Consider the following 13,807-nt stretch of genomic DNA (forward strand, 5'->3'; position numbering starts at 1 on the left):
GGGCGGGGTGTTCAGCGCGTGGCGGCGGTCAGGGGGAGGACGGCGGCGGGCGGGGCGCCGCTGTTCAGCTCCTTGTCGATCTCGTTCGCCGCGTCGTCGAGCGCGGTGACGACGGTGATCAGGCCCCAGACGCCGAGGGCGAAGGACAGCAGGGACAGCAGGAGGCCCGTCAGCGCGGTCCTGCCGTTGGTGGCCAGTCCCTTCTTGGCGCGGGAGCGGCCGGCCAGGCCGAGGACCAGGCCGATGACACCGAGCGTGCCGGAGGCCCAGAACAGGATCGGGACCAGCCCGGACAGGGCGCCGAGGAGACCGAGGATCAGCGCGGTCAGTCCGAGTCCGTTGCGCGGCTCGCGGACCGGAAGCTGCACCGGCGCGGGCGCGGGGGCGGAGGCGAAGGGGCGGTCGTGCGGACTGTCGTGGTGCGGGACGTGCGACATGGTGGGTTCCCCCCTGTGAGCGGTTCGGATCGTGCGGTTGCGTGGCGGTGCGGTGCGTCCGGCGGGCGCGGCGGTCTCAGAGCGTGAGGCTCCACTGCGCGGGTTCGGTCTCGAAGTCGTTGAGGCTGACCTCGACGTCGAGCGTGCGGGCTCCGCGCCCCGCGTCGAAGCCGTAGGTGGCGGTGGCGCGCTTGCCGGGCAGCAGGTGGCCGGTGAAACCGCTTCCGACGGTCTCGCCGTCGAAGATCCCCTCGGTCGTCTCGCCGTCCTCACCCTGCCGGGCGTCGACGGTGACCAGCGTGGTGTCGATCCTGGCGTCGCCGGTGTTCTCCAGCGTCACGCGCAGCTTGTAGGCCGAGCGGCCGCTCTTGTGGCCCGCCGCGTACGCGGACGGGGTGAACGCGGAGGGCGCCGAGACGGTGACCTTGAGCCCCTTGTCGGCGTACACCGCGCTCTGGCCCGCGGAGTGCGGCCCCGCGGCCTTCCTGCCGCCCTTCGAGCCGTCGCCGTCCGCCGTGGTGTCGGCCGCCTTGCCCGACGGGGACTGCGCGCCCGTCGTGGCCTTCTCGGCGACGGGCTCCTCCAGCGAGCAGGCGCCGAGCGCGCCGAGGGACAGGAGCGCGGCGGCGGAAACGAGCAGCGGGCGCGTGCGGGGCAGCGGTACGCGTGTGGGCATGGCGGGACCTCCGGTCGGGGTGTGCGAGCGGCCCGGCTCCGACAGGTGTGAACCGGTGCGCCAATAAGAGCATTGCTTGTGAACCGAGTCAACACGTGAACACTTGAAGGGTGGACTTCACGTTGTGAACGAGATGGGGGGACGTGCGGTGGGTATGCTCGGGCGCATCGCCGAACCGGTGCGGTCGGCGAGACACACGGAAGGGGCGCGGTGCACGTGGGGTCGGACGGCACGGAAGTGACGGCAGCGGCCATTGCCCGGCTCGCCGGTGTGGGCAGGGCGGCCGTCAGCAACTGGCGACGCCGCTACGCCGACTTCCCCCGGCCCGTCGGCGGCACCGAGGCGAGCCCCGCCTTCTCCCTCGCCGAGGTCGAGCGGTGGCTGCGGGCCCAGGGCAAACTCGCCGAGGCGCCGCCGCGCGAGCGGGTGCGCCGTCGGCTGGAGGCCGACCCCGACGGGTACGGTCCCGCGCTCGTCCGCGCGGGCGAACACCTGGCCGGCCTCGGAGCGCCCGCGAAACCGGCCGCCCCGGGGCCGCTACCCGAGTCGGCCCCTGGCGGGACCGGCGCACCGGATGCGACGGGAGTGCCGGGCGGCGTGGTGGGTGGTGACGGGGTCGGGGACGAGCTCGGTCACGAACTCGACGCGATGGCACGGGAGTCGGGCGCCGAGGCCGCGTTCGAGCAGCTGCTCGCCGACTACCTCGACACCAACCCCCGCCAGTACGTGCTCACCCCGCCCGCCACCGCCGCCCTCATGGCGCGGCTCGCCGGGCCGGGGGACGCGGTACTCGACCCCGCCTGCGGTGCGGGCGCGCTGCTGGCCGCCGCCGGCGCTGCCGGTCCTGACACGCCGGCGGCCCTGTACGGACAGGACACCGACCCGCTCCTCGCCCGGCTCGCCGCGCTCCGCCTCACGCTGCGCGCCGCCGCAGCGGCCGCCGGGGCGGGGCAACCCGCGCCCGAGCCCGCCGCCGTCGACGTGCCCGCCGCCGTCGACGTGCCCGCCGCCGTCGACGTGCGCGCCCAGGACGCGCTGCGCACCGAGCCGGCGCCCGACGCGCCGTCGGTGGCGACCGTCCTTTGCCATCCGCCCTTCAACGAGCGGAACTGGGGCCACGACGACCTGGCGTACGACCCGCGGTGGACGTACGGCCTGCCCGCGCGCACCGAGTCCGAACTGGCCTGGATGCAGCACGCGCTGGCCCGGCTCAGGCCCGGCGGCACCGCCGTGCTCCTGCTCCCGCCCGCCGTCGCCGCACGCCGCACCGGCCGCCGGGTGCGCGCCGCACTGCTGCGCAAGGGAGCGCTCCGCGCGGTCCTCGCGCTCCCTCCGGGTGCCGCGGCTCCGCACAGCCTGCCCCTGCACCTGTGGATACTCCGCAAACCGGACGGCACCTCCGCCGACGCCCGGCTGCTGCTCATGGACGCGGCGGGCGGCCGCGCCGAGGGCGAGGAGCCGCCGCCCTGGCACGAGACGGCCGCCGCCGTGCTGGCCGCGTGGCGCGCCCACGACGCGGACGGCGCCGCCCCCGAGCAGCCCGGCGTGTGCGCGACGCTGCCCGTCATCGACCTGCTGGACGACGAGGTCGACCTCACCCCCGCCCGCCACCTGCCGCCGGGGAACGCCGGGACGGACGCCGCCTCCCTCGCGTCCGTACGGGGCGAGTTGGAACGCACCCTGCGCCGTACGCTCGACCTCGCCGGCGAGGAAGGGGCGGGTTCCGGCGCCGCGGAAGCGCCCGGACCCGAGGGGGCCGCGCTTCCGGAGGTCACTGTCGGCGAACTGGCCCGCAGCGGAGCGCTGGAGGTGCACCTGGCCTCCGCCGAACCGGTCACCACGGCGCCCGGCGACATCGTCCTCCCCGTCCAGGGGAGGGGCGCCGCCCACGTGGTGGCCGAGAGCGAGTCCGGGGCCCGGCTGGCCAAGCCGCTGTGCCTGCTGCGCGTGGACCCGGCCGCACTGGACGCCTGGTTCGTGGCAGGCTTCCTGCGCTCGACCGCCAACACCCGCCAGGCCAGCAGCTACGCCTCCAGCGCCTCCCGGATCGACGTCCGCAGGCTCCGGCTGCCGAGGCTGCCGCTGGAGCGGCAGCGCGCGTACGGTGCGCGCTTCCGCCGCCTCGCCGAGTTCGAGACCGCGTTGCGGCGCGTGTCGGAGCTGGGCGAGGAGTTCGTGCAGGGCATGTTCGACGGGCTCGCCGACAGCACGGTGCCCTTCCCCTGACCCCGCTACCCGCCCACCACGCGCCGCGCCGTGACCATGCGGCGCCGACTGCGCGCCGCAACCCCGCCCCGGCGACTTCGGGGTGCAACCCCGCCCCGGCGACTGCTGGTTGCAACGATTCCGCTTCGCGTGGCCTGTTTCTCGTCCGTCGCGTACCGGGCTGTCCGTCCCGCTGTATACGCTCACCTCCTGCCTTATCCGTTCCTGTCCCCCGGGAGGAAAGATGTACGGCCCGGCCGCGCCGACGGCGACCCGCACCCTCCTGCTGCGGATCGTCTTCGCGTCGTTCCCCCTGTGGTCGGTGGGCCTGCTGACGTGGGTGCCGTCGCTGCGGTTCGCGCTGCTGCGCCGCCGCCCGCGCGACTGGGCGGTGTTCGCGCTGGCGTGCGCGCTGACCGCCGTCTATGTCCTGCTGCTCGTCTTCGTGCCGGCGAGCGAGCCGGGGCAGGAGGGCAACGCGCAGTTCTTCGCCGGGCTCTACATCGTGCTGCTCGTCTGCGGGGCCGTCGTGCACGCCGTACTGGCGGATCGCTTCCCGCGGACGCCACGCGGGGCGGGAGCCCCGCCTCCGCCGTTTCCCGGCACCCCCTCGTCCCCGTACGGCACCCCCTCGTCCCCGTACGGCGCGTCGGCGCCCTACGCGCCGACGGCGGCGGCCGACCCGGCCCCGTTCCCCCCGCCGCCCCCCTTCGCCCGGTTCACCCCGCTCCTCCCGTGGCGCCCGCTCCGGCCGCCTCCCCGCGGATGCGGCAGGTCGCCTCCGAGCTCGACGAACTCGGCGCGCTGCTGCGCGGCGACCAGCAGGCACCGGGGGAGCGGCCGGGCGACGACCCCCGGCGGCAGCCGGGGCCGTGGGGCCGGGCGTGAGGCCGGGCCGGCTGATAGCGGGCCGGTACGAGCTGGCGGAGCCGCTCGGCAGGGGAGGCATGGGGCAGGTGTGGGGTGCCCTCGACGCCGGGCTGGGCGGCCGTCCCGTCGCCGTGAAACTGGCGCACTCCGAACGCATGGCCTCCCTGGCGCACAGCGCCGACCCCGAGGAGTTGCGCCGCCGTTTCGCCCGCGAGTGCCGGGTGACGGCCCAGCTGGACCATCCCGGCCTGGTCACCGTCTATGACGCGGGCCAGGACGGCGAGGAGCTGTATCTGGTGATGCAGCGCCTCGACGGCAGCGATCTGGCCGACCACCTCGCCGAGCACGAGCCCTACCCGTGGCAGTGGGCCGTGGCGGTCGCCGCGCAGCTGTGCTCCGCGCTCGCCGCCGTGCACGCCGTGGGCGTCGTCCACCGCGATCTGAAGCCCGGCAACGTCATGGTGCGGCCGGACGGACGGGTCGTCATCCTCGACCTGGGCATCGCCTCCGTCGGCGCCCCCGACGTCACCCGGCTGACCCGGACGGGCGCGCTGGTGGGCACGCCCGTCTACATGGCGCCCGAGCAAGCCACGGGCGGCAGCGCCGTCGGGCCGGCCGCCGATCTGTACGCGCTGGGCGTGGTGCTGTACGAACTCCTCGCGGGGCGCACCCCCTTCGAGGCGCCGGAGGCGGCCGGGCTGCTGTACAAGAAGCTGCACGAGGAGCCGCAGCCCCTCGACGTGGTGTGTCCGGGAGCCCCGGCGCCGCTGCCCGCGCTCGTGCGCCGGCTGCTGGACCGTGATCCGGCGCGGCGGCCCGCCGACGCGCATGAGGTGTACGCCGAACTCGCCCCGTTGCTGCCCGCCCCGGGTCTGCGCGCCCCCGGCCCGCCGCTGGACCCCACCCGCCCCTTCCTGGCGCCCGCGGCACCCTGGCCCCCGCGCCGTACCGCCGCGGGACCGTCCGGGCCCGACGGCGACCTGAACACGGTGCTCGACGAGGTCAGAAGACTGCTCGGCGCAGGGCGCTACGCCCAGGTGGCCGCGCTGCTCGGGCGGGCGCTGCCGATGGCGGTGGTCGCCTACGGCGAGGGCTCGCCCGTGGTGCGGACCCTGCGCAAGCAGTACGCCACCACTCTGGTGGACACCGGACAGTACGGGCAGGCGCTGCCGGAGCTCGCCGTCCTCATCCGCGATCTGATCCGTGAACGCGGCATGGCCGACCCGGCGCTCGCCCAGCTTCTTCAGGACGAGTCGCTGTGCCGCCACCAGCTGGCCCAGCCGGCGCCACGCGCCGGGTACTGACCGCGTAGTTCGTACTGCGGGTGGCCGTGCGCGGCTGCCCGCGGCGCCGCGCTACTGCTCCTCCTCCCACTCCAGTTCGCGTTCCTCGTCCTTCTCCTTGCGGCGGGAGCGCTCGCGGTGCCGGAACTGGCGCAGTCCCCGCAGGAGGGGGTTCTTCTCGCGCTTCTCGCGGGACTGGCGGTCGAGCTCCTCCCACAGGCGTTCGGAACGCTTCTCGACGTCCAGCTCGTCGAGGATGCGGTCGGCCTCGGCGAGCAGCGCTCCGTGCAGCTGCCACTGGCGCGGGTGGGAGCGGACGGTGTCCAGGAGCTGGAAGGCGACGGTGTCGCGGCGGGTGCGGCTGGCTTCCAGGGAGCGCACGAGCTGCGCCTCGGCCTCCTCCGCGTTGGAGCTGACGGGCGTGGTGATCAGCTCGGCGAAGGCCTCGACCGCGCGGGCCATCTCGACGAACAGCTCATGCATGCCCTCGGCGATGTCGTCGCGGAACAGCGGTTCGCTGGTGCGCTTCTTGGCCAGGTCGGTGACGGTGCGGCAGGTGGTGCGCAGCACGACGGCGCAGATCTCCAGGGTGTCGAGTCCTGTGCGCATCACGACGCGGGAGAGCAGCCCCTCCCGTACGCGCGGGTTCAGCCGGAGGCTGTCTTCCGCGCGCCGCAGCTCGACGTCGACCTCGACGATGTCGTGGTCGAGCCGCCGCGCCTGGTGCAGCCGTTCGGCGGCCCGGCTGACGGGGGTGTGGCCGCGGACGTCGTCGCCGAGTCCGGACAGCAGGTTCCGCATGCGGCCTGCGAGGTCGAGCACGGCGTCTCCGGCCGGCTGCACCCACACGGGGGGCACGAACAGCACGTTGAAAGCCAGCCCGACGATGGCGCCGATCAGTGTCTCCAGCACCCGGTCCCAGGCCATCGAGGCGACCTGGCTCTGTGTCACGCCCAGGACGAGCATGGCGCTGATGGCCGTCTCGGGCACGAACTCGCCGGCCTTCACGAACCGGCCGACGATCAGCGCGGCGAGGATGACCAGGCCCAGGCTCCACCAGGTCAGCCCGACCAGAGCGCTGAAGCCGCTGGAGAGCAGCACGCCCGCCACCACGGCGTTGACGCGGCGGACGCCGGTACGCAACGTCGTGAAGAGGGTGACCTGGGTGACCAGCAACGCGGTGAGTGGCGCGGTCAGCGGCGCCGGCTCGCTGCTGAGCTGCAGGGCGACGACGTAGCTGATCACGGCGGCGATGGTGGAGCGGGCCGTCTGGGCGACCACGGGCTCGTGGTGCGGGCGCCGCACCAGTTTCAGCAGAGGGTCGGTGACTTCGCGCACCCCACGTCCCTGCCCGCTTTGCCCTCTGTTGCCACAGACAGGGCGCCGTCGGGGTGACGCCCGCAGCGTCGCTCACCGGTGCGGCGGGCGCTCCCGGACCCGGGCTGACCCGTGCCGGGGCGCCGGCCGTGGTCGCCTCGCGAGGTGCCGTCGTCCCGCGGCTATGCTCAGCCGGTGATCGCCGACGCCGCCCAGCCCCGCCCCGCCCGCCCCCGCATATCCGGGCCCCGCGCAAGCGTCCCCCGGGCACGTGGGCGCCGCGCGGGGGCCGCCCTCACCGTCGTGTTCGCGGCCGTCACGCTCGTCACCGGGTGCGACGGGGCGGGGATGCCGGACGGACAGGACGCGAGCGCCTCACCGGGCGGTGGCGGGGGGACCGGCGGCCGGGCCGTCAGCCCGCTGAGCAACCCGGACGGCACCAGGCCGGGTCTGGCGCCCGTCACCTCCGACGCCGACCGGGCGAAGGCCCGCGGCCTCATAGCGGACTTGCGCACCAAGGGACGCGGGCCGAGGACCGGGTACGAGCGGGACGCGTTCGGCTACGCCTGGATGGACACCGCCGACGGTGTCCCCTTCGCCCGCAACGGCTGCGACACCCGCAACGACGTGCTGCGGCGCGACGGCGCGAAGGTGCGGCACCGCTCAGGTTCCGACTGCGTCGTGGAGTCGATGACGCTGGAGGACCCCTATACCGGACGGCGCGTCAACTGGACGAAGCGGCACGCCACGGACGTGCAGATCGACCACGTCATGCCGCTGTCCTACGACTGGCAGATGGGTGCCGCCCACTGGTCCGAGGACAAGCGCCGGCGCATCGCCAACGACCCGTTGAACCTGCTGCCCGTGGACGGACCCGCGAACTCCGCCAAACGGGACTCGGGCCCCGCATCCTGGCTGCCGCCTTCCCGAACGATCCGCTGCGCCTACGCGGTCCGCTTCGCCCAGGTCGCGCACAAGTACGAGCTGGCCGTCACCTCTCCCGACAAGCGCACGATGCTCGCGCAGTGCGGCGGCTGAGGGAGCGCGCGAGGCGCGCGCAGCGCGGGGCCCTGCGGGCGCTCGCGGGGGCCGGACTCGTCCGGGCACGGCAGGGCGCGGGCGTCTTCGTCGCCGCGGGACGCGCGCGTACGGCGTCCGAAAAGGGGTGTCGGGACGGGTGTCCGAACGGTGCTGCGGCCCGCGCCAGGCGCCCGAACCGGTGCCCCTGAGCGGGGTGGCGACCCGAACCGGTGTGCCGGAACACGGGGTGGTGATCCGAACCGGTGAACGGGGCAGCGACTCAACTGCCCCCGAATCGTTGGTCGATTTGGTGTCGAACCGGTGGTCATGGAGCCGTTCGACTCCCTACCATCGATCATCGCCAGGTCGTGCGCCGGAGCCCGACCCTCGCCGCCGCCGGGAGGCCCCATGGAAAGCCCACGCCGCAGGTCCGCGCTCACTCTCTCCGCCGTCGCGGCGCTCTTGGCCGCGACCCCGCTGCTCACGGCGTGCGGCAACGACGCGCATCCGGGTGCGGCGGCCCTGGTGAAGGGGGACCGGATCAGCATGGGGCAGCTCCAGTCGCGGGTGGGCGCCGTGCGGGACGCGCAGCGCGCGGAACCGCAGGGCGAACAGATGATCAAGCAGAGCGGCAAGCTGACGCGTGCCACGCTCGACGGGATGATCCGCGAGCGCGTCGTCGCGCAGGCGGCGAAGGACGCGGGGGCCGGTGTCAGCCGCCGCGAGGTTCAGCAGGTCCGCGGGGAGCTGGAGAAGCAGGCCGGCGGCAAGAAGCGGCTGGAGGCGGTGTGGCTGCGCCAGCACCACCTCGCGCCCGACGACATCGACGACTTCATCCGGATGCAGCTGCGCATCGAGAAGATCGCCGCCGCGAAGGGCATCGACCTGATGTCCCCGGAAGGGCCGCAGCGGATCAACGCGGAGCTGTCGCGTGCCGCGGACGACATGAAGATCAATGTGAACCCGCGCTACGGGGAGTGGAACACGCGCACCTCCTCGTTGGGCGGGGACGGCGGGGATGAGGCCCCGTGGCTGCGCGAGCTGTCCGGCGAGGCCGACCGCGCCCAGGGAGCGTGACGTCAAGCGCCTGTCGGCAGCGGGTGCCGGGTTGCCGGGTGACGGTGGCCTGCGGCCTGTGTCTGATGCCGGTGGCCCGGGGCTGTCGCTCCTCCCTCCGGGCCGCTGGGTCTCCGGGGCTCTGGTGCTCCGGGTCTCCGGGCCCTGGGTCTCCCGGGCCCGGCCGGGGCCGATCGGGTTAGGTTCGTGGGGTGAACGAAATCCCCGAGACCGGCCGCATCGTCCTGCTCACCACCACGCACCGGGTGGCGCCCGGGCTGCTGTCCTGGCCCGCGTGGGAGGCGCTCCGCGGGGCCGACCGCGTGCTGTGCGCCGACCCCTCGCATCCGCAGCTGCCGTATGTGCGCGACGCGGGCGTGAAGGTGGCGGCCGGGGTGGAGCTGGACGCGCGGGAGCTGGTGGAGGAGTGCGGGCGCGGTGGCGGCCGCTCGCTCGTGGTGCTGGCGACCGCCGAGGGCGAGCCGGCGCTCACCGACGGCCTCGCGCGCCTGGCGGGCTCCGGCCGTCAGACGATGCCCGCTCTCGAACTGCTGCCCGGATCCTACGATCTGCCCGGCGCCCGCCTGCTGGACGCCGTCCAGGTCATGGACCGTATCCGCCGCGAGTGTCCCTGGAGCGCGCTGCGCACCCACGAGGACCTGCTCAAGTACGGCGTCGAGGAGATCTACGAACTCATCGACGCCATCGAGCGCGGCGACCGCGCGGAACTGCGCGAGGAACTCGGCGACGTGCTGCTCCAGGTCGTCTTCCACGCCCGCATCGCCCAGGACCACCCGGACGAGGCCTTCGGCATCGACGACGTGGCGGGAACGCTGGTGGCGAAGCTGGTCCACCGCCACCCGCACGTCTTCGGTGACGACGTCGCCGAGTCCGCCGAGGACGTCGAGGCGCACTGGCAGCGGCGCAAGGCGCAGGAGAAGAACGAGCGGGTCTCGGTGACCGAGGGCGTGCCGCTGGGCCAGCCGGCGCTCTCCTTGGCCGCGAAGCTGGCGGGGCGGGCCCGTGCGGCCGGGCTCGACGTTCCCGTCGAGGGGGCGCGCGGGGACGTGGGTTACGCGCTCCTCGCCCTGGCCGTGGAGGCCGAGCGGCAGGGCATCGACCCGGAGACCGCCCTGCGGGCCGCCGCCCGCACCTACCGCGACACCATCCGCGCCGCGGAGCAGCGCGGCTGAGAGCGCGCCGGGTCGGCAGCCACGACGGCGTGAAAGCGGTGGCGACGGAGGAAGAGCGGTGGCGACGGGTTGACGGTGCCGTACCGGCCGGTAACACTCCCGTGATGGAGACCACCAAGGCCGGGACGGCACGGCGGTTCGGACAGGGGCGCCGCTCACGCCGCCCGGGTGGACCGCTCGCGGCGTTCGTCGCCCTGTCCGCCGCCGACCTGTACGCCACCGTCAAGGCACCCCGGGGCCCGGCGCGGGCCGGCAAGCCTCTTCTCATGCCCGCTCTCGCCGCCCACGCCCGCTACGGAGGCCCGGCGGCAAGGCGCCCCGACGGGGCCCTCCTCGCCGGCCTGGCCTGCGCCACCGCGGGCGACACCGCGCTGCTGTGGGACCGCCACGAGCGTGCGCTGCTCGCCGGGATGGCCGCCTTCCTGGGGACCCAGGTCAGCTACACGGCGGGGATGGCCGGCCGGCTCGGTGGCGTACGCGGTCTGCGGGCCAGGCCCAGGCGGGCGGTGGCCGCGTTCGCCGGGTGGGCAGCCGTCAACGCGGCGCTCGCGCCCGCACTGGAGCGCCGGCTGCGCCTCCCGGTCGCCGGCTACAGCCTGGCGCTCGCCACGATGGGGGCCGTCGCGCTCGGAGTGGGCGGCAAGGTGGCCGCGGGGGCGGTGTCCTTCGTCGCCTCCGACGCGCTGATCGGGCTCCAGCAGGCGGGGCGCTCCTTCCCCTCGCAGGAGACGCTGATCATGGCGGGCTATCTGCTGGGCCAGTACCTGCTCACCACGGGCTGGCTGGAGCGGCAGCGCGCGTAGCGAGCGCGTGGTGGCGGTATGCGGCGCCGGGCCGTGGCGTCTGGCGGCTGCCGTGGCGTCTCCCGGCCGGCGTGACCGGCGGCCAGGGAGCCGGGGAGCCGGGGCAGCGGTGGCCGCCGGTGCGGCCGGCGGTGGGTGCGTCTACGGTCGTGTGGGTGCACGACCAGAACCCCGCCTGCCCCGCCCCGCCCCCCTCCGACGCGTCCACGCCGGTCTCCTCGCCCTCCGACGCGTCCGTGCCCGAGATGCCGTCGCTCTTCGACTGGCGGTTCGCCGCCGACCCCTACCCCGCGTACGCGTGGCTGCGCGAGCACGCGCCCGTGCACAGGACGCGGGTGCCCAGTGGGGTGGAGGCCTGGCTGGTCACCCGGTACGCGGACGCCCGGCAGGCGCTCGCCGACCCGAGGCTGAGCAAGAGCCCGCACCACCACGGCGAACAGGGCGCGCACGGCAAGGGCAAGGTCGGCATCCCCGGAGAGCGCAGCGCCAACCTGATGACGCATCTGCTCAACATCGACCCGCCCGACCACACCCGGCTGCGCCGCCTGGTCTCCAAGGCCTTCACCCCGCGCCGGGTCGCCGCCTTCGCGCCCCGCGTACGGGAGCTGGCCGACACGCTCATCGACGGTTTCGCGGCGCGCGGTGCGGCGGACCTGATCCACGAGTACGCCTTCCCGCTGCCGATCTACGCCATTTGCGACATGCTCGGCGTCCCGCAACAGGACCAGGAGGACTTCCGCTCCTGGGCCGGAATGATGATCCATCAGCCCGGCAGCCCGCGCGGCGGTGTGGGCCGCGCGGTCAAGAGGATGCGCGGTTACCTGGCCGAGCTCATCCACCGCAAGAGGGCCGAGCTGGAGCGCAGGGGCGAGGGGGCCGACGACCTGATCTCCGGTCTCATCCGCGCCTCCGACCACGGCGAGCACCTGAGCGAGAACGAGGCGGCGGCGATGGCGTTCATCCTGCTGTTCGCCGGCTTCGAGACGACCGTCAACCTGATCGGCAACGGCACCTACGCGCTGCTGCGCCACCCCGGTCAGCGGGCCGTACTCCAGCGGGCGGTCGCGGACGGGGACACCGGGCTGCTGGCCACCGCCGTCGAGGAGTTGCTGCGGTACGACGGGCCGGTGGAACTGGCGACCTGGCGCTTCGCCACCCGCGAGCTGACGCTGGGCGGGCAGCGGGTACGGGAGGGGGACCCGGTGCTGGTCGTCCTCGCGGCCGCGGACCGCGATCCGGACAAGTTCGACGCACCCGACACCCTGGACCTGACGCGGAGCGACAACCAGCACCTCGGGTACGGGCACGGCATCCACTACTGCCTGGGTGCGCCGCTGGCCCGTCTGGAGGGGCGCACCGCGCTCGCCACGCTCCTGCACAGGCTGCCCGACCTGCGACTTGCCGCAGACCCTGAGGAGTTGAGGTGGCGCGGCGGGCTGATCATGCGCGGCCTGCGGACGCTGCCCGTGGAGTTCACCGCCCGCGGGTGACGCACGTGTGAGGGGCCGTCACCCGTGTGACCGCGGCGTGATGTCCGTGACATTCGCTTGTGACGCCCGGCGTTCGCGGTTACGTTCGGTCGCCGACTTCGGTTGCCCTTTCCGGTGTCCTCCGTCGTCGTCCCGCTTGTCCCTTACGAGAGGTCCTCCATGCGCTCCGGGAACGGTCGGCACCGCCGCCCCCGCCAGGCACCCGCCCTGTTCGTCGCGGCCGGGGTCACCGGCGCGGGCATCGCGCTGCCGCTGCTGGGCGCGACCGGCGCGCACGCCGCCGACGCCTCGCCCTGGGACCGGGTCGCTGACTGCGAGAGCGGCGGCGTGTGGAGCGCCAACAACGGACACGGGTACTACGGCGGGCTCCAGTTGGACCTGGACACCTGGAAGTACTACGGCGGCACGGTGTACGCCGACCGGCCCGACCTGGCCAGCCGCAGCCAGCAGATCGCCGTCGGGGAGAAGATCCTGGAGGCGGAGGGCCCGCGGTCCTTCCCGCACTGCGGGTCCGTTCTCGCGGGCGAGGTCGGCCCGGACGTCGATCTGGGCACGCCCGACGGCACGGACCCGGGCGCCGACGAGGGTGCGGACCCGGACGGCAGCGACCACGCCGAGGACGGCGCCACGAGCGGTGACCCTTCCGGCCGGGAGTCGCCCGAGGCCGGGGCGCCGGACGGGAAGCCGTCCGAAGGGGAGACCTCGTCAGAGGAGTCCTCCGACGGGAAGGCGTCGGAGGGGGAGTCCTCCGGTGAGTCGGAGGGGGAGTCCTCCGGCGAGAAGGCCTCGGGGGAGGAGGGGGCCGCCGGGGAGGTCGGCGGTTCCGGTGGTGAGGGAGGCTCCGACGGGTCCGCCTCCGAGCGGCCGTCCGCCACCCCGTCGCCGTCTGCCCCTTCGGGCTCGCAGGACGCCGATTCCGGCGACCCCGCTGACGCCGGCGCGTCCGACCCGTCCGAGGGCGGCTTCGGTTGGTCGAACCAGGGTCCGTCCAGCCCGGAGCGGCTCAGGGACTCGTCCGGGGAGCAGGGCCACGTCCTCTCCCCGGGGACGGGCAAGCACCGGGGCACGCCCGACGAGGGGAGCGACCGCGCCTCGCGGGGCGACGACCGGGAGGACAAGGGCGAGGGGAGCGGCAAGCACCGCGTCACCGTCCGGCCCGGCGACTCCCTCTCCCGAATCGCCGCGGAACAGGACGTTCCGGGCGGTTGGACGGAACTGTACGCCCACAACCGCGGTGTGATCGGCGACGACCCCGACCTGATCAAGCCGGGTCAGCAGCTGCGCGTGTGAGCCGCCTCGCCGACAGGTGAGCCGGCACGTGTGAGCCGCTCCGCCGACAGGTGAGCCGCGAGGAGGTCCCCGCGAACCCGCACGTGGGCCTCATCGTGCGGCGGGGCGGGGGCCGGGCACGCGGGACGGTTAGGCTCGGGGCGGAGAAAGCCGTCCGTCCCACACGA

General features: G+C 74.5%; 12 protein-coding genes. 9 read left to right on the top strand and 3 right to left on the bottom strand.

Annotation, left to right across the window (positions count from 1 at the left end; genetic code table 11):
• Positions 1-11: 11 nt before the first annotated feature.
• Both DTL70_RS26715 and DTL70_RS26720 read right to left on the bottom strand, forming a co-directional pair.
• Entirely contained in the window at positions 12-437 is a 426-nt protein-coding gene (locus DTL70_RS26715) for a hypothetical protein (RefSeq protein ID WP_114024571.1), read from the bottom strand.
• Between the two features lie 76 nt (positions 438-513).
• Entirely contained in the window at positions 514-1,113 is a 600-nt protein-coding gene (locus DTL70_RS26720) for a hypothetical protein (RefSeq protein ID WP_114024572.1), read from the bottom strand.
• Positions 1,114-1,329: 216 nt separating this feature from the next.
• Between DTL70_RS26720 and DTL70_RS26725 the strand changes: the two genes are divergently transcribed.
• The 3 genes from DTL70_RS26725 to DTL70_RS26730 all read left to right on the top strand — a co-directional run bounded on the left by DTL70_RS26725 (position 1,330) and on the right by DTL70_RS26730 (position 5,492).
• Entirely contained in the window at positions 1,330-3,339 is a 2,010-nt protein-coding gene (locus DTL70_RS26725; RefSeq protein ID WP_114024613.1) for an N-6 DNA methylase, read from the top strand.
• A gap of 714 nt (positions 3,340-4,053) precedes the next feature.
• Positions 4,054-4,206: a hypothetical protein gene (locus tag DTL70_RS33710; protein WP_181861097.1), complete on the top strand. Its 153-nt coding sequence runs from the start codon at positions 4,054-4,056 to the stop codon at positions 4,204-4,206.
• Positions 4,203-5,492 (top strand): serine/threonine-protein kinase, encoded by a 1,290-nt coding sequence (locus DTL70_RS26730; RefSeq protein WP_114024614.1) that lies wholly within the window; start codon positions 4,203-4,205, stop codon positions 5,490-5,492. Before DTL70_RS33710 ends, DTL70_RS26730 begins: the two co-directional genes overlap by 4 nt.
• 51 nt (positions 5,493-5,543) lie before the next feature.
• Here the strand turns inward: DTL70_RS26730 and DTL70_RS26735 are convergent, their stop codons facing one another.
• On the bottom strand, positions 5,544-6,809 hold the full coding sequence (locus DTL70_RS26735; RefSeq protein WP_114024573.1) for an FUSC family protein: 1,266 nt from the start codon (positions 6,807-6,809) through the stop codon (positions 5,544-5,546).
• A gap of 216 nt (positions 6,810-7,025) precedes the next feature.
• Between DTL70_RS26735 and DTL70_RS26740 the strand changes: the two genes are divergently transcribed.
• From DTL70_RS26740 to DTL70_RS26765, 6 genes are all read left to right on the top strand, one after another.
• On the top strand, positions 7,026-7,826 hold the full coding sequence (locus DTL70_RS26740; protein ID WP_425470413.1) for an HNH endonuclease family protein: 801 nt from the start codon (positions 7,026-7,028) through the stop codon (positions 7,824-7,826).
• A gap of 390 nt (positions 7,827-8,216) precedes the next feature.
• Positions 8,217-8,885: a SurA N-terminal domain-containing protein gene (locus DTL70_RS26745; protein WP_114024574.1), complete on the top strand. Its 669-nt coding sequence runs from the start codon at positions 8,217-8,219 to the stop codon at positions 8,883-8,885.
• Positions 8,886-9,076: 191 nt separating this feature from the next.
• Positions 9,077-10,057 carry a nucleoside triphosphate pyrophosphohydrolase gene (locus tag DTL70_RS26750; protein WP_114024575.1) on the top strand — a complete coding sequence of 327 codons (981 nt, stop codon included), beginning with the start codon at positions 9,077-9,079 and terminating at the stop codon, positions 10,055-10,057.
• Positions 10,058-10,161: 104 nt separating this feature from the next.
• Positions 10,162-10,860, top strand: coding sequence for a lysoplasmalogenase (locus DTL70_RS26755; RefSeq protein ID WP_114024576.1), 699 nt, complete (start codon positions 10,162-10,164; stop codon positions 10,858-10,860).
• A gap of 245 nt (positions 10,861-11,105) precedes the next feature.
• A complete protein-coding gene (locus DTL70_RS26760) occupies positions 11,106-12,350 on the top strand; it encodes a cytochrome P450 family protein (RefSeq protein ID WP_114024616.1) in 1,245 nt (414 codons plus the stop codon).
• A 159-nt stretch (positions 12,351-12,509) separates the two neighbouring features.
• Entirely contained in the window at positions 12,510-13,640 is a 1,131-nt protein-coding gene (locus tag DTL70_RS26765; RefSeq protein ID WP_114024577.1) for a transglycosylase family protein, read from the top strand.
• The last annotated feature ends 167 nt before the right edge of the window (positions 13,641-13,807 follow it).

The organism is Streptomyces diacarni (assembly GCF_003323715.1).
GTDB classification, from domain to species: Bacteria; Actinomycetota; Actinomycetes; order Streptomycetales; family Streptomycetaceae; genus Streptomyces; species Streptomyces diacarni.